This is a genomic window from Campylobacter magnus (genome assembly GCF_028649595.1).
Taxonomy (GTDB): domain Bacteria; phylum Campylobacterota; class Campylobacteria; order Campylobacterales; family Campylobacteraceae; genus Campylobacter; species Campylobacter magnus.
On sequence record NZ_JAQSLK010000004.1, the window covers coordinates 1 to 24551 of the forward strand.

The window sequence follows — 24551 nt, forward strand, 5'->3', positions numbered from 1 at the left end:
TATTCTAGGGAATTCTAGATTTTATTCTAGGGAATTCTAGATTTTATTCTAGGGAATTCTAGATTTTATTCTAGGGAATTCTAGATTTTATTCTAGGGAATTCTAGATTTTATTCTAGGGAATTCTAGATTTTTGCTCGCTTTTGTGGGGCAAGCCCCTAGCCCCGCAAATGTTTTTAGGGCTGCCGCCCTAAAAACCCTTAGGGGCTGCCGCCCCTAAAACCCCGCTAAAATCTAGAATTCCCAAGGCAAATTCTAGAATTCCTAAGAGAATTTACTAGGAATTCTAGAATTTCTAAGCTAGTTTTTGTATGCGTTTAGCTAGTTCTTCTGGTATGTTATAGTCTGTGCGGTAGATTAGGCGTCTGCCAAGTTCTTTATCTAGCACGGACAAAACGAGCTTTTTATCGCCCTTTTGCGAGTTTGCTAGGGTGTGAATCTGCGTGATTATATCGTGGTTTAGGCTAGCTAAGTTTAGTTCTACGCAAACCTCGCCTGTGATTTTGATCTCTGTTTGCTTAGCTTCTGCGCTGCTTGCTATATTTGCGTTATAGGCGGAGTTCTCGCTTTTTGGGCGAGCAAATTTCTTTGGCTGATAATCAGCGATTTGCTCGCTATCTAAAATCTCTTGTATACTAGGCTTTGAGTTTGCATCTTTGGCTGGATTTATAGCTATGCCATAGAGCGTATCAGGTTTTATTTCATTTAGCCTAGGCACTAGCGATGAAAAGGCGATATACTCACCACTTCCGCTCTCATCAGTTATGTTAATCATCGCATATTCATTGCCATTTTTGCTAGTTTTTATGCTAAATGAAGTGATTTTGGCGATTAAAAGTAGTTGTGTTTTTGCGGTGGCGATGTCTTTTATCACGCTATGTGGCAAGTTAAAAAGCTCTTTGTTTGCTTCTATTTCATCTTCTGTAATTTTATTTTTTTTGAGTTTTACGCTTTTTGCCTCTTCTAGGCTATAAGCCTCGATTAAGCTAAGCTTAAGTTCATCACCTTCATGGCGCACCTTTAGCTTATAGGCTAGTGGTTTGTTATTTTTTATCTCGTCTTTATTCTCTACTTTCTCATAGGCATCAAATGCCGTTAGCTCAAAGCTTCCAGCCTCATCAAGCAAGCTTAAAAGGTGCATTTTATTGCCTGATTTTGTGATTTTCATATCGTATTTTTCAAGTGTAGCAATAGCTAGTATCTCACTGCCATCCTCGCACTCATCAAAATGCGCACTAGTCGTGTGTGCGATGCTCTCAAGCTTGTCTTTATACTCATCAAGTGGATGTCCGCTGATGTAAAAGCCGATAAACTCTTTTTCATGCCCTAGCATTTGGCTTTTGCTATATTCTGGATATTCTTTTAGCTGTGGGAATTTTAGCGTGTTTTCTTGTAAGCTTAAATCATCGGCAAATAGCGATTCTCTTAGCTCTTCTTTGGCTTTTTTAGACAGCCTTGCAGCCTCTAAAATAGGATCAACATTTTCAAAAAGCATTTGCCTAGGGATTTTAAACTCATCTAAGCAGCCTGATTTTATCATCGCCTCATAAGCTTTTTTATCAACTCCCTCATTACGCTCTACAAAGTCCTCAAAGCTCTTAAACTCTCCCCTACTCTCACGCTCAGCTACAATGCTATCAATAACGCCCTCTCCAAGCCCCTTAATCGCAGCAAGCCCATAAATAATAGCCTGCTTGCCACTAGCGTCTTTTGTAGTAGCAAAGTCTTTGTAAGATTTATTGATATTAGGCGCTAGCATAGCGTATCCCATGCGGTTTATTTCTTCTTTGTATTTTACGACTTTATCTATATTTCCGCTCTCACTAGTAATTAGTGCTGCCATAAACTCAGCTGGATAATATGTCTTAAGATACGCAGTTTGAAAGCACACTAGCCCATAAGCTGCCGAGTGAGATTTGTTAAATCCATACTCGGCAAACTTCATAATAAGCTCAAAAAGCTCATCAGCCTTTTGCGTATCATAGCCCTTAGCTTTTGCGCCCTCTAAATACTGCGTTTTGAGCTTTAACATTTCATCTTCTTTTTTCTTACTCATCGCACGACGAACAAGATCAGCCCCACCTAGGCTAAATCCGCCTATTTCTTGGACTACTTGCATAACCTGCTCTTGATAGACAATAACCCCATAAGTAGGCTCTAAAATCGGCCTTAAACTCTCAAATGCAAAGCTCATTTCCTTTCTGCCGTGCTTGATGTCAATAAACTCATCTACCATTCCACATCCAAGCGGCCCTGGGCGGTAAAGTGCTAGCATCGCAATAATATCTTCAAAGCAATCAGGCTTTAATTTTTTAGCAAGAGCTTGCATACCATCGCTTTCTATTTGAAAAATGCCTAGCGTATCGCCACCTTGGATTGTCTCATAAGTCTTTGGATCGTTGAAGTTGGTCTTCTCCCAGATAATATCTACGCCATAAGCGCGTTTAATTAGCTTTTTAGCATTATCAATCACAGTTAGCGTTTTTAAGCCCAAAAAGTCAAATTTGATCAAATCTACTTTTTCAAGGTAGTCCTTGCTATACTGCGTTGCGTGCTGCCACGGCTTGTTTTTGGTGGGTTGCCAAAGCGGGGTTTTTAGCCATAGCGGCTCATTGCTGATTACCACGCCTGCTGCGTGCGTGCCAGCGTTTCTATTAAGACCTTCAAGCTCGCAGGCGTATTGCCACACTTTTTTCAAAAGTGGATTATTTTCTATTTTTTCTGCGATTTTTGGCTCTTTTTCATAGGCGCCATCAACGATTTCGCCTTTTTTGTTTTTATGAGCCATGAGAGTGATGCCTAGCTCATCTGGGATTAGCTTAGCAAAGTCATTTGCCTCATTATACGGCACTTCCATTACCCTAGCTACATCACGCACCACCGCTTTTGCTAGCATTTTACCAAATGTCGCCACCTGCGCTACATTATACTCGCCGTATCGCTTGGCTACATACTCGATGACCTCACCTCTGCGGTCTTGACAAAAATCCACATCAATATCAGGCATACTAATACGCTCTGGATTTAAAAAACGCTCAAAAAGTAGGTTATAAGGCAGTGGGTCAAGGTCGGTGATTTTTAGAGCGTAGCTTACAAGCGAGCCTGCTGCTGACCCACGCCCTGGGCCAACTGGAATTCCTTGCTTTTTAGCATATTGTATGAAATCAGCCACGATTAGCATGTAGCCTGGGAATTTCATATTTTTTATAGTCTCAATTTCACGCTCCAAGCGTGCTTTATACTCACCATGCTTAGCTTCGTCAATGAACTTTAAACGCTCAGCTAAGCCATCACGGCACATTTTCTCAAAAAGCACGCTATCATTTGCTAGGCTATACTCATTTTCGCTCTCTGGCAAGGATAGACCGATTTCACTGGCTACTTTGCGAGTGAATTTAAAATTTGGCGGTGTAGCGTTATTTAGTTTTAGCTCTAAATTACACTTATCAGCGATTTCATTTGTATTTTCAACAGCCTCTGGGATATCAGCAAAGATTTCAAGCATTTCTTCGCTACTTTTTACATAAAATTCGTTTAAAAGACGCTTTTTCATCCGCTCATCGGCAGGAATTTTCGCGCTCATGTCATCGCCCTCATCAATATCATCATCAAAGCGTGCGGTGTTTATCTTAATAGCTAATTTTTGATCAAAGCCCTCGTTTTTTGTAAGATAATGAGCGTCGTTTGTGGCGATGAGCTTGGTGTTAGTTTCCATTGCTATGCGTATTAAATCATCATCTATGCTAAGCTCATCTTTTAGTCCGTGGCGCATGATTTCTATATAATAATCATCACCAAAAACCTCTTTAAACCACAGCACTGCGTTTTTAGCATAATCATAGCCTTGGGGGTTTGTTTTATGCGCCCAAGCTGAGTTTACATTTAGATTGCGTGAAATCTCGCCAGCAAGGCAGGCTGAGCTACAAACAAGACCTTCGGCGTGATCTTTTAGGATATTTTTGTTTATTCTAGGGCGGTTATAAAAGCCTTTGATAAAAGCCATTGAGCTTAGATACATTAGGTTTTTGTAGCCAGTTTCGTTTTTAGCATAAAGGCACAGATGATAGGGGCTTTGGCGTTTGGTTGGCTTATCTTCTATATTTGGCAAATCGTGTATATAAGCCTCCATGCCGATAATGGGCTTTATGCCCTCGGCCTTTAAAGTCTCGTAAAACTCCAAAACGCCATACATATTTCCATGATCTGTAATTGCACAAGAGTGAGCGCCGATTGCTTTTAAGTGCTTGGCTAGTTTTTTTATATTATTAAAGCCATCAAGTAGTGAGTATTCGGTATGTAAATGTAAATGCGTGTAGTTCAATTTCTAGCCCTTTTTTACTTGTTTTATTGCTAGAAATTCTAGCGATTTTTCTTTGAAAAACGGCTTATTTTTTGGCTAAGGAATTCTAGAATTTTTTTAGAAAATCTAGAATTCCTAGAACACAATCTAAAATTCCTAAGCAAAATTCTAGGAATTCTAGATCGTAAGAATTCTACAAGGAATTCTAAAATTCCCAGGGCTTAAATACCCCCTAACCCCCAAAAACTAGAATTCCCAAAACTAGAATTCCTAAAATCTAGAATTCCTAAAACTAGAATTCCCAAAACTAGAATTCTTACTAGGAATTCTAGTTTTGCTAGCTTATTTGCTAATAAAGCCTGCCATTTCTACTAGGCGCTTTGAGTAGCCCCATTCATTATCATACCACGCCATTACCTTTATCATATCGCCACAAATCACTTGCGTAAGGTCAGCTGCCACGATAGAGCTATAAGCGCAGCTCATAAAATCTGTGCTAACTCTTTCGTCAAAATCCACTAGCATAATGCCTTTTAGGCTTTCTTTACTAGCTTTTACAAAAGTCTCATTTAGCTCTTCTTTGCTAGTTTTTTTGCCTAAAACTGCTGTTAAATCCACCATTGAGACATTTGGCACAGGCACACGCACGCTTTGTCCGTGAAGTTTGCCCTCTAAGCTTGGCATTACTAGCTTCATTGCTTTTGCAGCGCCAGTGGTCGTTGGGATTATATTTTGCGCTGCAGCACGGCTTCTGCGCAGATCACGGCATTTGACATCAACTAGGCTTTGGCCGTTTGTGTAGGCGTGGATCGTGGTCATTAAGCCTTTTTCTATACCAAAGTTATCTTCTAGCACCCTTGTAACTGGGCCTAAGCAGTTTGTGGTACAGCTTGCATTTGAGATGATTTTTTGCCCAGCGTAAGTATTTGTATTTACACCTAAAACGAAAGTTGGAGTATCATCTTTTGCTGGCGCACTCATTATTACTTTTTTTGCGCCTTGTTTCAGGTAGGCTTCGCATTTTTCGGTGGTTAAAAACTTGCCAGTACACTCAAGCACCACATCAATACCACTAAGATCCAAATCTTCAATATTTCTGGTGCTATATACTCGCACTTTGCGGCCGTCTATTGCGATGTGATCATCATCAAGCACTTCTACTTCTTTGTTAAACTCGCCATGAACTGTGTCGTATTTTAGCAAATAGCGAGTTACTTTGCGCTCTGCGGTGTCGTTTATGATGCATAGTTCGTAGTTTGGGTCATTTTCTATGATGCGAGCTGCGCAGCGTCCTATGCGACCAAAGCCGTTAATTGCGATTTTTAGTGCCATTGTCTATCCTTTTTTCTGGTATAATTTTGCGTGATTTTAGCAAAATTTTATTTAAAATGGAGAAAAATTCTTTGAATATCGCTATTTTTGGAGGATCGTTTGATCCGCCGCATGCTGGGCACGATGAGATTGTAAAAGCTGCGCTAAATGCTTTAGATATCGATAAACTCATCATCATACCTACTTTTTGCTCACCTTTTAAAGATAGTTTTTGCGCCTCGCCTGCTCTGCGCTTAAAGTGGTGCAAAGAGCTTTGGGTAGGGAATTCTAGAGTTTACATTAGCGATTTTGAGATAAAAAAAGATAAGCCCACAGCTAGCATTACAAGCGTCCGTCATTTTAAAAAGCTTTTAAATCCTAGCAAAATATACCTTATAATAGGCGCTGATTGCTTAAAAAGTCTGCATCTTTGGAAAGAATTTGAAAAGTTAGATAAAATGGTGGAATTTGTAATTGCTACAAGAAAAGATTTTTTAATCAAAGATAGCTTTAAAGCCTTGAAAAAACTAGAAATAAATGCTAATATATCATCATCGTTTATAAGGCAAAGTTTAGATTTTAGCGCAGTTTCGCCCAAAATAGCAGATGAAGTAAAGGGAATTTATGTTAAGCAGAATTGAAAGAATAATAAGAATTCTAGATGATAAAAAGGCTGAGGATGTAGAGGCCATAGACATGAGCGGTCGTGAGTATATCGCAAAATATGTGATAATCGCAACCACGCTTCACTCTCGCCATGCTTTTAGCCTAGCTGATGAGTTAGCAAGAGGGCTAAAGCCAGCAGGCGAGAAGTTTTTAGGGACTGAAATGAGCGATGATTGGTGCGTGATTGATCTAGGTGATATTATTATTCATTTAATGAGTGCAAATTATAGAGCAAAGTATGATATAGAAAAGTTTTTAGCTGAACTTAAAGCAAATAAGGAGTAAAAATGCCAGTAATTAGCGTAAAAATGGCAGGTAAATTGCCTAGCAAGGCTGAACTAGACGCAGTTGCAAGTGAAATCACAGAGGTTTTTGTAAAACGCCTTGGCAAGGCAAAAGAAAGAGTAGTGATAAACTTTAGCGAAGTTAATGAGGATGCGTTTTATTTTGGAGCAAAAAGCGTGGGAGATATAAAGCGCTTAAAATGAACGATCTAGTAAAAGAAAAACTAGCTGAGCTTAGAATTTGGCTAGTTAGTGCGATAACTGCGTTTTTTGGGATTATAGGATATATTTGGACAAAAGACAATGATGGTAGCATTATGTATAATGCAAGCTATTTTGTATTAGTTGGTGTGTTTTTTGCTATTGTTTCTTTGAAATTTTTGATAAATAGACAATATAAGGAGATAAAATGATCTCACATGAAATTGGCGTTTTAAGCATGGTTGCTGTAGCATTTGCTATATTTTTTTGGGCTATATTTAGTACCGCAAACATAAAGCCAAATAAACCAGAAAATTAAAAAAAATGAGTTTTCACACACTAGGTCTGCTTTTTATGTTAAGTTTAATATCTTGCGTAAGCATAGCCATCCTAGCAAGTATTTTAAAAACCAAATCAAAAAAGGAAATAAAATGAGCGAAATCGTTTCAATAAAAGAATTAGATTTTAAAGCCGGTAGTAGAGTGCTTATGCGCTGTGATTTTAACACCCCTATGGATGAGTTTTGTAATATCACAGATGATCGCAGAATCTCAAGCGCAATCCCTACAATCCGCTATTTGCTAGATCAAAACTGCTCTATTATCCTAGCTAGCCACTTAGGCAGACCAAAAAACGGCTGGGATGACAAACTCTCGCTTTTGCCAATAGCAAAGCGCATGAGCAGGCTTTTAAATAGAGAGGTAATTTTAGCAGAAGATGTAGTAGGCAAAGACGCCAAAGAAAAAGCCGCAAACCTAAAAGCCGGCGATATAATGATGCTAGAAAACCTTCGCTTTGAAAAAGGCGAGACCAAAGATGATGAAAAGCTTGCTGGCGAGCTTGCTAGTATGGCTGAGTACTATATAAATGATGCCTTTGGCGTATGTCATAGAGAGCATGCTAGCGTTCATGCTATTACAAAGTGCTTTGATGATGAGCATAAGGCAGCTGGATTTTTGCTTATTAAAGAAGTAGAGTTTGGACAAAATCTAATCCGCCATCCTAGCCGCCCCTTTGTAGCTGTAACTGGGGGCTCAAAGGTAAGTGGCAAGCTTCAAGCCCTAACAAACTTGCTACCAAGAGTAGATAAGCTAATAATCGGCGGTGGTATGGCCTTTACCTTCTTAAAAGCCCTTGGAATTGATATAGGAAATTCACTTTTAGAAGAAGACTTGGTTGAAGAAGCAGCAAATATTTTGCTTCGCGGCAAAGAATTAGGCGTAAAAATCTACTTGCCAGTTGATGTGGTGGCTGCTCAAAACTTTAGCAACGATAGCGCGATAAAATATGTCCCAGTCCAAGAAATACCAGCAGGCTGGATGGGACTAGACATCGGGCCAGCGAGTGTGAGGCTCTTTAAAGAAGCGATTGCAGATGCGCATACCATCTGGTGGAATGGACCTATGGGCGTGTTTGAAATGGATAAGTTTAACAAAGGTAGCATAAAAATGAGCCACGCAATCGCCGAGAGCTACGCTACTACAGTAGTCGGTGGTGGTGATACAGCTGATGTTGTCGAGCGAGCAGGCGATACTGATGAGATAACTTTTATTAGCACCGGTGGTGGCGCATCGCTAGAGCTAATCGAGGGCAAGGAGCTACCTGGCGTTAGAGTGCTACTTAAAAAAGGCTTTGAATAATGATATTTGCGGCGAATTTCAAGTGTAATCACAGCAGAGCTAGCTTTAAAGAATATGCTGGGATTTTAGGCGATTTTTGGAGCGAGTTTGATAAAAAAGATGATGAAATAATAATCTTTCCGCCCTTTTCTGCCTTTTGTGGCAGTGCTTTAAGAGGCGAGAAAATCAGCCTTGGAGCGCAAAACTTTTATCCAGCAGATAACGGCGCATTTACAGGCGAGATCTGTGCTGATATGCTTAGCGAGTTTGGTATAAACTCTGTGCTAGTAGGACACAGCGAGCGCAGAGCCTTGGGCGAAGATGACGAGTTTATAAGGGCAAAGTTTGAATTTGCCAAGGCTAAACTCTGGCGTGTAGTGCTTTGCGTGGGCGAAGATGATATCGTTCATATGAACGGCAACACTTGCGAGTTTTTAGAAAGCCAGCTTGAAGGCATTGATTTAGCTTACGAAAAACTTATAATCGCCTACGAGCCAATCTGGGCAATAGGCACAGGCAAAAGCGCAAAGCCTGAAATAATCGCTGAAATTCTAAAATTTCTTAGTTTAAAAACAAAAGCGCCTTTGCTTTATGGCGGCAGCGTAAATGCTAGTAATATCGCTAGTATCACGCAAATACCGCACTGCGCAGGTGTTTTAGTAGGCTCAGCAAGCTGGCAAGTGCAGAGCTTTATTGATCTAATCAAAGCTAGCAAAGCGTGATTTATTCTAGGAATTCTAGAATTCCTAAGTAAAAATCTAGAATTCCTAGAATTTAGAATTCCTAGAAAAATCACACAGGAATTCTAGAATTCCCAAGCCAAAATCTAGAATTCCTAAAGTAAAAAATACCCCGCACCCCCAAAAAAGCCTAGGGAATTCTAGATTTAAAATAATTTATTTAACTTATTTAGAATTTAGATTAAATATCTTAGATTACAATTACGCACAAAATTTATCTTAAATGGAAGAAACAATGAATAAAGTGTATTTAGACAACAACGCAACCACGATGATTGACCCTGAGGCCTATGAGGCGATGCTGCCGTTTTTAGGCGAGAATTTTGGCAATCCAAACTCACTTCATAGCTACGGAAATGCTACTCACGCAGCACTAGGCCGCGCGATGGATCAGCTCTACGCTGGCATAGGCGCAAAGGATAGTGACGATATAGTCGTCACTAGCTGTGCTACTGAGAGCAACAACTGGGTGCTAAAAGGCGTGTATTTTGACATACTAAAAGAGCAAAAAAACGGCAAAAACCGCATAATCGTAAGTAGCGTAGAACACCCTGCTGTAGGCGCAACAGCTGCTTTTTTAGAAAGTCTTGGCGTAGAGGTTACTAGGCTAGATGTTGATAACAACGGACTTGTAAGCCCGCAGGCGCTAAAAAGTGTGATCGGCGATGATGTTGCATTAGTAAGCGTAATGAACGCAAATAACGAAACTGGCGTTATCTTTGATATAAAAAGCATGGCTGAAATCGCTCATGCTTATGGCGCACTTTTTCACACAGACGCTGTTCAAGCAGTGGGCAAAATCCCTGTAAATGTTGCAGAGAGCAATGTAGATTTTCTAAGCTTTTCAGCGCATAAATTCCACGGCCCAAAAGGCGTAGGCGGTCTATATATCAAAAATAGCCGTGAGCTAACCCCACTGCTTCATGGTGGAGAGCACATGGGTGGACGCAGATCAGGCACACTAAATGTCGCTGGCATCGTAGCTATGGGCAAGGCACTTGAAAACTCAGTTAAGTTTTTAGACTTTGAACGCAGCCAAGTTCGCAGACTAAGAGATAAGCTTGAAGATGCGATTTTAGAAATGAGCGATACTTATGTAGTAGGTGATCGCCAGGTTCGCGTGCCAAACACCATACTAGCATCAATCAAAGGCGTAGAGGGCGAGGCAATGCTATGGGATCTAAACCAAGCTGGCATAGCAGCTAGCACGGGTTCAGCCTGTGCTAGCGAGAGCTTGGAGAGCAATCCTATAATGGAAGCAATAGGCGCAGATGCTGAGCTAGCTCACACCGCACTTCGCCTTAGCCTTTCTCGCTTTACAACTGAGGCTGAGATAGACTATGCAATAGAAGTGATAAAAAAAGCCACAAATCGCCTAAGAGCGATATCAAGCTCGTTTTCTTATGCGCCAAGCTGGCACAAAAGCGGTTTGTAAGAATTCTAGAATTGCTAAAAGGAATAAAAATGAAATATGACAAAATTACAGAAGCTTCAATTGATGAGCTAATGGAGATTTTTTATGAAAAAATCCGTGAAGATGATCGTGGCTTAGGTGAGATTTTTAATGCTAAAATCGGCACAGATGATGAGAGCTGGAAAGCTCACAAGGCAAAAATTGCAAATTTTTGGTATGGTATGATGCTTGGCAGTGGAAATTTCGCTGGAAATCCTATGAGAGCGCATGCTGATTTAATGGAAGAAAATCCCTTTAAGCCTGAAATGTTTGATTTTTGGCTAGGGCTTTTTAAAGAAAGTTTAAATGAGCTTTACACTGATGAAGTAGCAGATGATTTTTACGCAAGGGCTGCTGGTATCGGCCAGAGATTTAGATACCTGCTTTTTGGAATGATGTAATAAAGGATAAAAAATGGCAAAAAATAATCTAATAAATCAAAATATCTGGGCTGAGTATTCAAAGAAAGTCCAAGATTCGATGAATAATCCACGCAATATGGGTGAAATAACAGAAGAACAAGCTGAGGCGATGGGCTGCAAGCTAATAGTAGCTGATTTTGGTGCAGAGGCCTGCGGTGATGCGGTGCGTCTATACTGGGCGGTAGATCCAAACACCGATATTATAAAAGAAGCAAAGTTTAAAAGCTTCGGCTGTGGAACAGCGATAGCAAGCAGTGATTACATGGCTGAGCTTTGCCGTGGCAAAAGGGTTGAAGAAGCGGTAAAAATCACAAACCTTGATGTTGAAAGGGCTATGCGTGATGATCCAGACACCCCAGCTGTCCCACCGCAAAAAATGCACTGCTCGGTTATGGCTTATGATGTAATCAAGCGAGCAGCATCTCAGTACATGGGAGTAGATCCTGAGCATTTTGAAGATCAAATCATCGTGTGCGAGTGCGCTAGAATCAGTCTTGGCACGATAAAAGAAGTAATCAAGCTAAATGATCTAAAAACCGTGGAGCAAATCACAGAATACACAAAAGCAGGTGCTTTTTGTAAAAGCTGTATAAAGCCTGGCGGACATGAGAAAAGAGAGTATTATCTAGTGGATATTTTAGCTGAGACTAGGGCTGAGATGGAGGCTGAGCGCATGAAAGCTGTGGCTGATGCTAAGGTTGGTGCCTTTGGCTTAGAGAGTGATCTAGCATTTGAAGAGCTTACTGTGATTAAACAGCTAAAAGCAATCGAGGCTTTAATAGATGAAAATATCCGTCCTATGCTACAAATGGATGGTGGCGATATGGAGGTCATCGACATACAAAAAGCAGATGATGGCAAGATAGATGTGTATATCCGCTATATGGGAGCGTGTTCTGGCTGTTCGCATGGAGGTGCTGGCGGTGGCACGCTAATAGCGATTGAGAATATGCTTACAACTACACTAAGTCCAAATATACGCATAATGCCGGTGTGATTTTCTTTAAATTGTTATTAGTGACGGATTGCGTTTCATTTTGTCTGGGCGCACAGCTAGGTGAACTATCTGTTCTATCTACGCTGTGCACCCAGCCAAAATAAATCACACTACGCACAATTGCTAAAATTTACTACCTACATAAAGTAAAAATTCTAGAATTCCCTAGCGTGCCACGCTTTTATTTTGATTGCCACTTCGTGGATAAAATCTTAATCTAGAATTCCTAGGGAATTCTAGAATTCCATACACTAGAATTCCTTATAGAATTCCCTAGATTATCAAAACTAAATTTTAAATATTCTACCCACCTTAGTTTCAACTGCTCGTTTGTAAAATAAAAATTCTAAGGAATTCTAAAATTCCCTGCTCTTAACTAAAATTCTCTCTAGAATTCTCTAAAATTCTGTAAATAAAATATAGTAAAAAAGTATATTATATTATAAAACTTTATTATATAATAATTAAAAATTTTATAAAAATACTTGACTTTAAAAAAGATTTTTGTTAATATCCCAAAATAAATTTATAACAAGGAGAAAACATGAAAAAAGAAATTTCTTTTAATGCGTTTGAGATGAATTGTATCTCTCATCTAAGCCCTGGTCTTTGGAGATATCCAAATGATAAAGCTCTTTGTTATAAAGACATGGAATATTGGCAAAACATAGCTCGCATAGCCCAAAAGGGACTTTTTGATGCTGTTTTTATAGCCGATGTTTTAGGTGTTTACGAACAGTATAAAGGCAATGACATAAGTGCACTTAAAACCGCTCTTCAAGTGCCAGTAAATGACCCACTAAGCCTAGCTGTTATTGGCGCAGGTGCTAGCGAGCATGTAGGCTTTGGCATTACTGCTGGAGTACCTTTTGAGCATCCTTTTGCCTTTGCTAGGCGTCTTAGCACACTTGATCATCTAACCAAAGGTCGCATCGGCTGGAATATAGTAACAGGCTACCTCCCAAGCGCAAATCGCAATATGGGTAGCACCGAGCTACCTCACGATGAGCGCTATGAGCTAGCTGATGAGTATATGGAGGTGATTTACAAGCTACTTGAAGGGAGTTGGGAGGATGATGCTGTGATTTTAGATAGGCTAAGCGGTGATTTTGCAAATCCAGCTAAAATTCATCATATCGCCCATCACGGCAAGTATTTTGATGTACCTGGCATTCATTTGTGCGAACCTAGTATTCAAAGAACGCCAGTGCTATTTCAAGCTGGAAACTCGCCTATGGGCAGGAAGTTTTCTGCTAAGCACGCAGAGGCTATTTTCATCGCTCCACCTAGCAAAGAATATGCAAAAATTGCAGTCAAGCAAATACGAGATGAGCTAGTAAAAGCAAATAGAGAGCCAAACTCAGCTAAAATCTATGTGCTTGCTACTATCATCACAGATGCAAGTGATGCTCTAGCGCAGGCTAAATACAAAGACTTGCTAAGCTATGCTAGCACAGAGGGTTCGCTGGTGCTAAACTCTGGCTGGCTAGGGGTAGATTTATCACGCTATGAGCTAGATGATAAGCTAACAAATATAAAATCAAACGCAATGCTAGCACAAGTTGAGGCTCTAAGCAACTCTACTACAAAAAGCGGAGATGAGTGGACTTTGCGTGATTTGCTAGCTCTTACTGGCATAGGCGCACAGGGGATTAAGTTTGTAGGTGGAGCAAAAAAAGTAGCTGATGAGCTTGAAGAGTTTATCGCTTATAGTGGGGCTGATGGATTTAATCTTGCTTATGCTACCACGCCTGGTACATTTGTTGATGTTGTAGAGTTTATCGTCCCTGAGCTACAAATCAGGGGCTCATACAAGCACGAGTATAGACAAGGCAGCCTAAGGCACAAGCTCTTTGGCGCAGGCGACCGTCTGCCTAGCTCGCATATAGGCTCGCAGTATAGAGTAGGTGGCAGCAAAAGCACCATAAACGATTTTGCTAGCACAGGTAGATTTAAACACAAAAAGGAGCAAGACTATGCTATATAATGATTTAAAAGAAAATATTTTTATTTTACACGAAAATCCAGAGTGGATAGAGCCTTTTGCTAAGGCTTTTGCTAGGGCTGGGGTGAGCTTTAGCGAGATTTTGCTAACATCTGGTGGTATAGATCTAAGCAAAGAACCACCAAAAGGTGTGTTTTTAAGCAGACTAAGCGCATCAAGCCATACAAGAGATCACGCCCACTCAAAAGAATATGGCAGAGCCGTTCTTGCTTGGCTTGAGAACTATGGTAGAGTGGTGGTAAATGGTAGTAATGTGCTAGAGCTAGAAGTAAGCAAGGTAAAGCAATACCTAGCTTTAAGCGAGCATTTTAAAAATAGCGAGTTTAGAGTGCCAAAGACAATAGCAGCTTTTAGCAAAGAGGATTTGATATCTTTTTCTAGCAGTTTTAAAACTCCATTTATCACAAAGCACAATCAAGGTGGCAAAGGACTTGGAGTAAAATACTTTGAAAATCACAGCGAGCTTAAAGCTTATGTTAATAGCTCTTCTTATGAAGAGCCAGTTGATGGCATCACTCTACTTCAAGAATACATCGCTAGCAAAGAAACTTTTATTACTCGCTTGGAGTTTGTGGGCGCGGAGTTTGTTTATGCTCTTAGGGTTGATACTAGTGCTGGAAGCTTTGAGCTTTGCCCTGCTGATGCTTGCCAGATAAAGCCAGTTCTAGCTGGGGCTGCTTGTGAAGTAGGCTCTGCTTCTAAGTTTAGCATAAGAGAAGATATCACAAAAGATAGCAAAATAGTAAAAAACCTAAGAGAATTCCTAGAAAAACATAAGATAAAAATCGCAGGAATTGAGTTTATAGAAGATAAAAATAATAATATCATTGTATATGATATAAACACAAATACCAACTACAATAGCGCAGTAGAAGAAAAGCTAAGAACAAGTGGCAAACAAGGCGCAAGCGATAAGGTAGTTGAGTTTTTAAACACTTTAAGGGGGTAAATATGAAATATGGATACTGGACGCCTGTCTTTGGCTCGTGGCTAAGAAATACAGATGATGACAGCACAAAAGGCGAATGGAGCTACATAAAAGACCTAGCGCAAAATGCTGAGCGCTGGGGCTATGAGCTAACTTTGGTGCCTGAGCTATATCTAAATGATATAAAAGGACACAAAGCACCAGCACTTGATGCTTGGGCGATAGCTACTGGTATAGCAAACACTACAAATAGCATAGAAATTCTAGCAGCCCTTCGCCCACAATACCACCAAGTAGCCACCACAGCCAAGCAAATTGCCACCATAGCTGAGATGAGTGGCGATAGATTTAGCATAAATATGGTCTCAGCGTGGTGGGAAGAAGAAGCAAGGCAATATGGCATAAGCTTTGAAAGCCACGATGATAGATATACGCTAACACATGAATATACTGATGTTTTAAGGGGATTTTGGACAGGGAGTCCTTTTAGTCATAGTGGCAAATACTTTAACTTCTATAACTCATATAATGAGCCAAAACCAAAAAAAATGCCGCTAGTATATGCAGGTGGCGAGAGCGAACAAGGCAGAGAGGCTATATCACGCTTTGCTGATGTGTATGTGATGCACGGAGGCACACTAGATGAAATCACAGAAAAAATCGCCGATATGAAAAAAAGGCGCAAAGCCCTAGACAAAGAAGATTTTAAAGCTTACGGAATGGCTGTATATATGATAGTGCGTGATGATGAAAAAGAGGCATGGGCCGAGTATGAGCGTATCACAAAAATAAAAAACTACGAAGAATATGAAAACTCATACAAGGACTTTACTGGCAACTCAAACCTAAATGTGCAAATCAGCAAAGAAGAATATAGCGTATCAAATCGTGGTCTTCGCCCAAGGCTAATAGGCACCCCAGAACAAGTAGCCGCTAAAATCAATGAGTATAAAAAAGCTGGGCTAAATCTACTAATCATACAATGTGCTAATATGAAAGAAGAGTTAGAATATATAGCCAAAAAAGTAATGCCATTAACAAAATAAAATTTAGCCAATTCTAGAATTCCCTACTCTAGAGTTGGCTAGAAAATCTTTAGAATTTTAAAAAGCTGTGTAAAATTTACTCATTTTATAAAAACTTAATAAAAACTTGCTAATAAATTTAAAATTCTTAGGCAAAATAACAAAATTCAACAAACCAAAAAGGAGCAACACATGGCAAATACAATGACCATGACTGACAACCGCACTGGTAAGAGTTGGGAGTTTCCCATTCTTAGCGGTACAAAAGGTCCAGATGTCGTAGATATCGGCAGTTTTTACAGCCAAACTGGTATGTTTACCTTTGATCAAGGCTATACAAGCACAGCAAGCTGCAAAAGTGAAATCACTTTCATAGACGGCGAAAAAGGCGAGCTTATGCACCGTGGATACGATATCGCATGGCTAGCTGAGAACAAAAAATTCCTAGATGTAGTTTATCTTTTGCTTTACAAAAAACTACCTAGCAAAGAAGAGCTAGAGAGCTTTCGCTTAGAGCTTAAACAAAGAAGCTATATAAATGAAAAAATGCTAAAGCTATTTGATGCTTTGCCTGACAAAGCTCACCCTATGGCAGCACTTCAAAGCACTGTTGCAATGATGAGTGCGTATTACAAGCGTGATATGAATATCGATGATATTAGCGATTTTATGGAGCTAGCAAAACGCCTAGTAGCTAAAATTCCTACAATCATCGCATTTTACTACCGCCATGTGCGTGGCTTTCCACAAATTTATCCAGATCTAGATAGAGGATTTGTAGAAAATTTCTTATATATGCTAAGGGCTTTCCCACACGATAGAGTAGATCTTAAGCCTATTGAAGTAAAAGCATTTGAAGCAGTTTTACTACTGCACGCTGACCACGAACAAAACGCCAGCACCTCAACAGTTCGCGCAGTAGGCAGCACTCACGCTCACCCATACGCCTCTATCTCAGCAGGTATCGGCGCACTATGGGGTCATGCTCACGGTGGCGCCAACGAGGGCGTTATACGCCAGCTTGAAGAGATCGGCACACCTGAGAGAGTAGATGAGTTCATCGCTCGTGCAAAAGACAAAAACGATCCATTCCGCCTAATGGGCTTTGGTCACAGAGTGTATAAAAACTTTGATCCAAGAGCTAAGGTTCTTGGCAAGCTAAGAGATCAGCTAATTGATGAAATCGGCATTGATACAAACCTTATAAAAGTAGCAAAACGCATTGAAGAAATCGCTCTAAATGATGAGTATTTCGTATCTCGTAAGCTGTATCCAAATGTGGACTTTAACTCAGGCCTCATTTTAAAAGCACTTGGAATTCCAAATGAGATGTTTGCGGCGATTTTTGTTATGGGTCGTGTGCCAGGCTGGCTATCTCAATGGATGGAGCAAAAAGAAAACGCACCGGTTAAAATCACTCGCCCAAGACAGCTATATGTAGGCGCAGTAGATCAAGCCAAATAAAGGCTCAGCTTGCGGACACCTTTGACTACCGCGCGCCTTGATGAATTAAGTATTCTATCTTCGGCGCGCGCTAGCCAAAACGAAGTTTCTGTGAAAATCGCCTTGCAATCCTAGCCTTTTTGCTGGCGTGGTTTTGCTGAAATTTTGCTGGTGGAGCTATCGCAGCTGCTGTGTGCTTTGATAAATTGTATATTCTATCTGCAGCGCACAGCGGTACTCAAGTACCGCACCTTTCATTTTTATTTTAAATTCAATTTTAGAATTCCATAACTAGAATTCCCTAGAAAATTCTAGAATTCCTTAGCGGGAATTCTAGAATTGCTTAGTAATTTCTAAAATTCCTTATAGAATTCTAGAATTCCCTAGAAAATTTCGCTAAAATTCATCTAGAATTCCCTAAAAGGCTTAAAATGACAATAGAGCAAATCTGCCAAATCGGCAAAGTAAAAATAAATGATGAAAATATAGCAATAATCAATAAATACAAAGATTATATAATTCCTTGGCTTAGTTCAGATGAGTTTAAAACTAACTATGTTAAAAAAGAATTCCCACCTCTAATAAATCCAGCAAAGCTTGATTATGAAGGCTCAGACCCCACTCATGCTTGGGTGCTAAATCTGCCTTTACCAGCTTTTTATAACTTCTTAGTTTTTGGCTCGCATGCTGTGGGGCTTCATGGTGCGATGATAGGTTTTTTCGCACTTTGTGGCGTTACTAGAAAGGTCATGGCTCTTAGGGGGGGGGAGCAGCAAATTTAGCAGCAGCAAATTTAACAGATGCAAGCTCACAAGATAACTATGAGCGCATGTTTAAAGAAATTATAAGCTATAACAAACTAAAACAAGCTGGATACATAAAGCACTTTTATTTACAGCTTAGCGACCTTGTCCTTGATGATGATACAAAGAAATTCTACTCTCTAATCGATGCTAGCAACGCTCTACACATCGTCCGTGATCCTATCAGCGTGCTAAAAGGCGTGGCTGCATGTCCGCATAGAGCCGAGCTTATGAAGGTAGAGGGTAGCGAGGATCTTCTACCTTTTGGTATGTTTTTGCACCAAGACCCTTTTGCTCATTTTAGCAAGCATATTTTTTATATGAACCACGGACTTACTATGAACACAGATAAACAAAGCGGTGTTGGCGAAGGCAAAGAAATGGACTTTTTGCCTGATATAAACAGCGTTGAATGGTGGCTTTTAAACTACGAGCAGACATTTCATGATGGCATTATGTATGAGCTTCTAGCACCTAGTTTAAAAAATATAAAACTAAAACAAACTACGGATTTTGTTGGAGAAAAATGCTTTGAGAGCATGTGCGAGCTAGCTGATTATTTTGGCTTTGAGAGGCCAAAGCAGAGTGATAGATGGCTTTTTGAGCAAAGAGTAAGTGACTTAAAGCACCTAACACCTATGATTCTTTACGCTAACGAGCGCTGCCCGCTCTACACTGAGCAAAACAGCAAAGCGCCAGAAATGAACAAAGAATTAGTAGAAAATAGCATTAAAATCACACTTACTACTCGCTTTGATGGCATGCTTTATATCTTGCCTGAGCTTGATATTAGCTCGCTTTTTGAGCTTGCTGATCCTGTTTTTGCGGTGTTAATTGAGAGCGAGGCAGATGCTCTAAAACTACTCAAATCCCCGGGGCTGCTAGCAAAAATCAAAATATACATAAAGGATTTAAGCCAGGCTCTACTAAAACAGGCGAAAATTGAAAATACTAAAAAATTCAAAGAAAACGATGTTCTAGCGTGGTTTGAAAAATATCCAAAAATGCGCCAAGTTATGAGTTTTATCATGAAGCAGCATTTGTTATTGCTTCGCAGGCACAAACCTGAGATTATAGAGGGTTACAAATACTACCAAGAGTTTTTAAAGCTTTCAAAAGACGATGAGCCACTTGATCTTAGCTCTGGACTAAATGGCAAAAGTATAAGCGTAACGAACTTCTAAACTAGTAGGAATTCTAGAATTCCCTAGTAAATTCTAGAATTCCCTAGAAAATTTCGCTAAAATTCATCTAGAATTCCCTAGAAAATTTCAAGGCAAAAAATGGACTTAGCAAGCAGATTTCGCCCTACAAATATAGATGAGATGATAGGTCAACAAAAAATCGTAGAGGTATTTAAAAAATTTCTTAAAGAAAAAAGAGTGCCACATAGTCTGTTTTTTGGCACGCCAGGTAGTGGCAAAACCAGCCTAGCTAGACTCATTGCTAGCACGCTTGGTGCTGAGTTTTATGAGTTTGATGGAGCAAACTTTAAAACCGAACAAATCCGCAGCATAATAGGCAAAAATCCGCTTTTTGTGCCACTGATTTTTATAGATGAGTTTCACCGCCTAAGCCGCACGCAGCAAGAAGCCTTGCTAATCCCAGTAGAAAACGGCGAGTGCTTGCTTTTTGGTGCTACGACTGAAAATCCAAAGTTTAGCATCTCATCTGGAATTCGCTCTCGTATGATGATTTTTGAGTTTGAGCCACTTAGCAGTGATGATCTTAGCTTGCTTTTAGAGCGAGTAAAAGCCCAAATTGGCTTTTCTATGAGCCCCGAGGCAAGAGAATATCTACTTCGCAGTAGCGGAGGTGATGCTAGGTCTATGCTAAACTTGCTTGATTACGCTCTTATAATCAGTGCTGATATCAGCCTTGAAGTGCTTATGACCCTGCGAGGGGGCTTTGTTGGCGAGGGAGCAAAGAGTAGCGATACCCACTATGAGATCATCTCAGCTATGATAAAAAGTGTGCGTGGAAGTGATGCGGATGCTAGTATCTACTACTTAGCAAGGCTGCTTGCTGCTGGCGAAGATCCTGCATTTTTAGCTAGACGCATGGTGATACTTGCTAGCGAAGATATAGGCAACGCAAACCCAAATGCGCTAAATCTAGCAGTATCTTGTATGAACGCAGTCTTGCAAATCGGTATGCCAGAGGCTAGAATTATTTTAGCTCAAACCATAATCTACCTAGCAAACTGCCCAAAGTCAAACTCAGCCTACTTAGCAATCGATGAAGCGCTAGAAGCGTGTAAGGATGCTAGCACTCACCATATACCAAAGCAGATCATAAACCACACAGATGAGAATAAAGGCTATTTGTATCCACATGATTTTGGCGGCTGGGTGAAGCAGCAGTATTTGCCTGATGCGCTTTTGGGCACGCGGTTTTACAAGCCAAAGCTAATTGCCTTTGAAAAAACCCTAGCTGAGTGGAGTGCGAAAATCAAAGGGGAATTCTAAAATTCCGTCATTGCGGAATTCCGTCATTGCGAGGGAGCAAAGCAGAGGGAGCAATCTCATTCAAATCTTAATAAAAAGGCTAAATAATGAGATTGCTTCGTCGTTCGTTTCACTCACTCCTCGCGATGACGGAATTTTAGAATTCTCTGTGATGAAATCCCCCAAAAGGGGCTGGAGGGGGGATAACAGGAATTCTAGAATTTCTTAGCACTGTGTCATTGTCCGGCTTGACCGGACAATCTCATCGCAAATAATCTAAAATTCCATATAGAGATCCCCCAAAGGGGCTGGGGGATGATAGTAGGGAATTCTAGAATTCCTAGAAATTCCTAGGGAATTCTAAAAAGTTCTAGGGAATTCTAAATTCAGGGAATTCTAGAATTCACTAGATAAATTTATTCTTTTTCTTTTAGTATTACTTTTACGCCTGTTATGGCTGAGGCTGAGACGCTAGTTACTTCGTATATGCAGTTTTCGTCATTTACGCTCTCGCCTACTTCTGGTAGATATGAAAATAGATTAAACACATAGCCGCCGATAGTAACTTGCTCGCTATCGCTATCTATATCAAAGCCGATGACCTCGCTAACATCTTCTAGCTCATAGCGACCATTAAACTCAAAGCTACCATCTTCTAGGCATTTGTAATCTAGATTTTTATCCTCTTCTTCAAACTCATCAAAGACCTCGCCAACGATATCTTCAAGCGTCACAAAACCAGCCGTGCCGCCATACTCATCCATCACAAGTGCTGCGTAGGTATTCTCGGCGTTCATTTTATTTAGTATAGTAGAAATCGAGCAGTTTTCAGGCACGATGATAAACTTGCGTAGATTAGCAGCCAAATCTATTTGCTTGCTAGCAAGCACTGCTTGCATGATATCACGGATATGAACCATGCCAAGTACATTATCTTTGCTACCATCTACATAAGCAAAGCGAGTAAATTTGCTATCTTTTATCACAGCTAGGTTTTCTTCTAGGCTCCATTTGGCATTTAGCACGACCATTTCTTTGCGTGGGGTCATCACCTCTTTTGCAACTGTATCGCTAAAGTCAATGGCATTTTGGATAATCTCACTCTCAGTGCTATCAAGCACGCCGCCTTTTAGGCTTTCATTTACGATGATTTTTATCTCTTCTTCTGAGTGAGCAGCGTCTGTATTTCTGTTTCGGTGAATTCCTAGTGCTTTTAGCCCAAGTCCTGCGATAAAATCAAAGGTACGAATCACAGGAAAAAGCAGTATCCAAAAAAGATGCAGCGGCCTAGCTATCCACAGCACCATTTGATCTGTTTTTTCTATAGCCACACTCTTTGGTATTAGCTCGCCAAGCACCACATGTAGCAAGGTAATAATCACAAAAGCCACAGCAAGTGCCAAAGCATCCACGCCAAAAGAGTCCTCAGGCGCCTCTATAGCAAAGAGTTTTAAGAGCCACTGAATAAGCGCACCAAGTGCTGGCTGACCGATCCAACCAAGCGCAAGGGATGCAAGCGTGATACCAAGCTGGGTGGCTGAAAGATAGGTATCAAGGTTATTTGACATACGAAGAGCTAGGCGCGCATTAGAGCGACCTTCTTTGATAAACTCTTCTAGGCGTGTTTTGCGGATTTTAACTAGTGAAAATTCTGAAAGAACGAAAAAGCCGTTAAGGGCGATGAAAATGGCACCTAAAACAATGCCGATGATGGTCTGGGAATCCAATGTTTTCCTTTAAATTAAAAATTTGTTTTGGGCGGTAATTATAGCAAATTTTTGCTATTTTTATTTAAATTTAAGCAAAATTTCTAGTGATTTTAGCAAAAGGCTTTGTGAATTCTAGATTTTATCGCTAGGAATTCTAGATTTTAGAATCTAGAATTCCTAGTGTTTAATTACAAGATTCTTTTTTTAGAGTATCTTGTAAAATCTTTTTATTTCGCTCTTTTTTGTAGCTATTGCTCTTAAAGCAGTATCTTGCCTCGCCACTTATTTCTATGTCTTTTATAACCTCGCTTAGTGGCTTGGAAAGGCTAAAAGCACAGCCTAGCAGGGCAAGCACGAAAACTCTTAGCATTTTTGCCCCTAGCGGTAGCGCACGATATCATGCAGACTTTGGCGGATTTGTGGGCTTTGCTCTTTTATTCTATATCCAAAAGGCAGCAGCATTGCCACACGCTTTTTAGATGGATCAATGCCTAAAACCTCATTTAGCTCACTTTCAATATATCCTTCAATAGCGCAGCTATCAATGCCCAAAATTGCTGCTTGCATCATCATATTTTGCGCAGCTAAAAAGCACTGAGCCTTGCTCCAGCCATATACATCACGCTCGTCTTTAAATCTAGCAAAAAAGCCAGCAAAGGCGTTTGTGTAGGCCTCAATGGCTACTGCGTCGTGGTGAGTTTTTCTAGCAAAGCTTGATTTTACATAATCACTCTTTGGATTAAGGTCAGCGATTTTTGCATAAATTACGATTAGCTCGCTTGCAGATGTGATTTGAATCTGATCCCAGCACGCTTTGCGGATTTTTGCTCTTAGCTCTTTATCACGGATTATCTCAAACTCCCAGTGCTCAAGCCCAAAGCTACTAGGTGCTAAACGCCCAGCTTCTAAAATATCGCTAAAATCATCTTCTTCTATGATTTTATACTCATCAAATACCTTACAAGCGTGACGAAACGCTAAAGCCTCTTTAAATTCCATTTTTTCTCCTTTGATTGTTTAACTTCTACACTTAAAATCCTCATAGCCAAACTCTTTTGCTATACTAAACTCTCCGTGCTTTTCAAGCACAAAAGCAGGTAGTGGCGTACCATTAAAGGTCGTGTTTTTAACAGTCGTATAGTGGAGTTGATCCTCAAAAATCACTCTATCACCTACTTTTAGCTCGCAGGCTAAATAATAATCAGGCTGCCCAGCCCTAAGTCCCACTACATCACCAGCTAGGCAAGTAGCCCCACCAAAGCGGTATTTATGCGCATTTTGTGTATCGCTAGCAACCTCAGAGCGAAGCGCTGGGCGATAAGGCATAAGCTCAGTATCTGGCATGTGGCACTCAGCCGAGGCGTCTATTATAGCAGTTTTTACGCCGTTTTCAACTATATCAAGCACACTAGCTACTAGGTATCCAGCCTCCCAGCCCACAGCCTCGCCAGGCTCTATAAAAACTTGCGCCATGTAGCGCAGGCCAAGTTCACGCAGGATTTTTACCAAAAGTTCAGTGTCGTAGCCCTTTTTTGTGATATGATGACCGCCGCCAAGGTTTAGCCATTTTGGACGAATCTTTTTAATCGCGCTATCAAAATCACGCATAAAAACATCTAAAACCTTTTCAAGCTCGCTTGCGCCTTGTTCGCAAAGTGCGTGAAAATGCAGTCCATCTACAAGCCTTAAAAGCTCGCCGCTAGCATTTTCAAGCTCGCTAGCCAGCACGCCAAGGCGAGAGCCAGCAGAGCATGGATTATACGCATCTGTGGGGCTAAAACTCACATTTGGATTTACTCTAAGCCCCACGCTTTTACCCCTTGCTTTTACTTTACCGCCAAAGCGTTCAAGCTGACTAAGAGAGTTAAAAATCACATCATCGCTAAGTGCGATTATTTCATCAATATCGCTGTCTTTATAGGCTGGATTAAAGGTGCTAATGTGCCTAAAACCGCATTCTTTGGCGTATTTTGCCTCGTATAGCCCAGAGCAAGTTGCCCCTGAGAGCGCTTCTGCTACCATCTGCATAGCAGGGCTAAAAGAAAAGCCTTTTAAGGCACAAAGCACCTTTGCATAGCTTTTTACCTCAATCTCATCTAAAATGCATAAATTACGCATAAGTGCGCCAGTATCGCAGACATACGCAGGCGTTGGGATATCGCTAAACTTCATTTTTTTGCTCTTTTTTGCTTGAATTAT

The 24551-nt window shown here is 40.4% G+C and carries 22 protein-coding genes; 16 read left to right on the plus strand and 6 right to left on the minus strand.

The window, feature by feature from the left end; genetic code table 11:
- Positions 1-294: 294 nt before the first annotated feature.
- Together dnaE and gap are read right to left on the minus strand one after the other, a co-directional pair.
- Positions 295-4320, minus strand: coding sequence for a DNA polymerase III subunit alpha (gene dnaE / locus PTQ34_RS05540; RefSeq protein WP_273932539.1), 4026 nt, complete (start codon positions 4318-4320; stop codon positions 295-297).
- A gap of 321 nt (positions 4321-4641) precedes the next feature.
- Positions 4642-5631, minus strand: a complete 990-nt coding sequence (gene gap / locus PTQ34_RS05545) for a type I glyceraldehyde-3-phosphate dehydrogenase (RefSeq protein WP_273932541.1) — start codon at positions 5629-5631, stop codon at positions 4642-4644.
- Between the two features lie 71 nt (positions 5632-5702).
- On the opposite strand from gap, the gene nadD reads away from it, so the two are divergent.
- From nadD to PTQ34_RS05625, 16 genes are all read left to right on the plus strand, one after another.
- Positions 5703-6251, plus strand: coding sequence for a nicotinate (nicotinamide) nucleotide adenylyltransferase (gene nadD, locus PTQ34_RS05550; RefSeq protein ID WP_273932694.1), 549 nt, complete (start codon positions 5703-5705; stop codon positions 6249-6251).
- Positions 6235-6561 (plus strand): ribosome silencing factor, encoded by a 327-nt coding sequence (gene rsfS / locus PTQ34_RS05555; RefSeq protein WP_273932542.1) that lies wholly within the window; start codon positions 6235-6237, stop codon positions 6559-6561. Before nadD ends, rsfS begins: the two co-directional genes overlap by 17 nt.
- A gap of 2 nt (positions 6562-6563) precedes the next feature.
- Entirely contained in the window at positions 6564-6764 is a 201-nt protein-coding gene (locus tag PTQ34_RS05560; RefSeq protein ID WP_273931035.1) for a tautomerase family protein, read from the plus strand.
- Positions 6761-6973 (plus strand): hypothetical protein, encoded by a 213-nt coding sequence (locus PTQ34_RS05565; RefSeq protein ID WP_273932543.1) that lies wholly within the window; start codon positions 6761-6763, stop codon positions 6971-6973. Before PTQ34_RS05560 ends, PTQ34_RS05565 begins: the two co-directional genes overlap by 4 nt.
- Positions 6974-7192: 219 nt before the next feature.
- Positions 7193-8401, plus strand: a complete 1209-nt coding sequence (locus tag PTQ34_RS05570) for a phosphoglycerate kinase (RefSeq protein ID WP_273932544.1) — start codon at positions 7193-7195, stop codon at positions 8399-8401.
- Positions 8401-9102 carry a triose-phosphate isomerase gene (locus tag PTQ34_RS05575; RefSeq protein WP_273932545.1) on the plus strand — a complete coding sequence of 234 codons (702 nt, stop codon included), beginning with the start codon at positions 8401-8403 and terminating at the stop codon, positions 9100-9102. The genes PTQ34_RS05570 and PTQ34_RS05575 overlap by 1 nt, the downstream gene beginning before the upstream one ends.
- 253 nt (positions 9103-9355) lie before the next feature.
- Positions 9356-10555: a NifS family cysteine desulfurase gene (locus PTQ34_RS05580; RefSeq protein ID WP_273931031.1), complete on the plus strand. Its 1200-nt coding sequence runs from the start codon at positions 9356-9358 to the stop codon at positions 10553-10555.
- Between the two features lie 29 nt (positions 10556-10584).
- Positions 10585-10974 (plus strand): group III truncated hemoglobin, encoded by a 390-nt coding sequence (locus PTQ34_RS05585; RefSeq protein WP_273932546.1) that lies wholly within the window; start codon positions 10585-10587, stop codon positions 10972-10974.
- Positions 10975-10987: 13 nt separating this feature from the next.
- Positions 10988-11992, plus strand: coding sequence for an iron-sulfur cluster assembly scaffold protein (locus PTQ34_RS05590; protein ID WP_273931029.1), 1005 nt, complete (start codon positions 10988-10990; stop codon positions 11990-11992).
- Positions 11993-12536: 544 nt separating this feature from the next.
- Positions 12537-13979, plus strand: coding sequence for an LLM class flavin-dependent oxidoreductase (locus tag PTQ34_RS05595; RefSeq protein WP_273932547.1), 1443 nt, complete (start codon positions 12537-12539; stop codon positions 13977-13979).
- Positions 13969-14946 (plus strand): ATP-grasp domain-containing protein, encoded by a 978-nt coding sequence (locus PTQ34_RS05600; RefSeq protein ID WP_273932548.1) that lies wholly within the window; start codon positions 13969-13971, stop codon positions 14944-14946. The genes PTQ34_RS05595 and PTQ34_RS05600 overlap by 11 nt, the downstream gene beginning before the upstream one ends.
- Before the next feature lie 2 nt (positions 14947-14948).
- Entirely contained in the window at positions 14949-15971 is a 1023-nt protein-coding gene (locus PTQ34_RS05605) for an LLM class flavin-dependent oxidoreductase (RefSeq protein ID WP_273932549.1), read from the plus strand.
- Between the two features lie 171 nt (positions 15972-16142).
- On the plus strand, positions 16143-17414 hold the full coding sequence (locus PTQ34_RS05610) for a citrate synthase (protein WP_273932550.1): 1272 nt from the start codon (positions 16143-16145) through the stop codon (positions 17412-17414).
- Between the two features lie 410 nt (positions 17415-17824).
- Positions 17825-18175: a hypothetical protein gene (locus tag PTQ34_RS05615; RefSeq protein ID WP_273932551.1), complete on the plus strand. Its 351-nt coding sequence runs from the start codon at positions 17825-17827 to the stop codon at positions 18173-18175.
- 47 nt (positions 18176-18222) lie between these two features.
- A complete protein-coding gene (locus tag PTQ34_RS05620) occupies positions 18223-19380 on the plus strand; it encodes a DUF2972 domain-containing protein (protein WP_273932552.1) in 1158 nt (385 codons plus the stop codon).
- 99 nt (positions 19381-19479) lie between these two features.
- Positions 19480-20664, plus strand: coding sequence for a replication-associated recombination protein A (locus PTQ34_RS05625; protein WP_273932553.1), 1185 nt, complete (start codon positions 19480-19482; stop codon positions 20662-20664).
- Between the two features lie 395 nt (positions 20665-21059).
- On the opposite strand, the gene PTQ34_RS05630 is transcribed toward PTQ34_RS05625, so the two are convergent.
- The 4 genes from PTQ34_RS05630 to nspC all read right to left on the minus strand — a co-directional run bounded on the left by PTQ34_RS05630 (position 21060) and on the right by nspC (position 24524).
- Positions 21060-22370: a hemolysin family protein gene (locus tag PTQ34_RS05630; RefSeq protein WP_273931023.1), complete on the minus strand. Its 1311-nt coding sequence runs from the start codon at positions 22368-22370 to the stop codon at positions 21060-21062.
- Between the two features lie 166 nt (positions 22371-22536).
- The gene (locus PTQ34_RS05635) at positions 22537-22722 is read right to left on the minus strand and encodes a hypothetical protein (RefSeq protein WP_273931022.1); all 186 of its coding nucleotides are present in this window, start codon (positions 22720-22722) and stop codon (positions 22537-22539) included.
- Between the two features lie 8 nt (positions 22723-22730).
- Positions 22731-23351, minus strand: coding sequence for an NAD(P)H-dependent oxidoreductase (locus tag PTQ34_RS05640; RefSeq protein ID WP_273932555.1), 621 nt, complete (start codon positions 23349-23351; stop codon positions 22731-22733).
- An 18-nt stretch (positions 23352-23369) separates the two neighbouring features.
- The gene (gene nspC / locus PTQ34_RS05645) at positions 23370-24524 is read right to left on the minus strand and encodes a carboxynorspermidine decarboxylase (protein ID WP_273932556.1); all 1155 of its coding nucleotides are present in this window, start codon (positions 24522-24524) and stop codon (positions 23370-23372) included.
- Positions 24525-24551 lie beyond the last annotated feature (27 nt).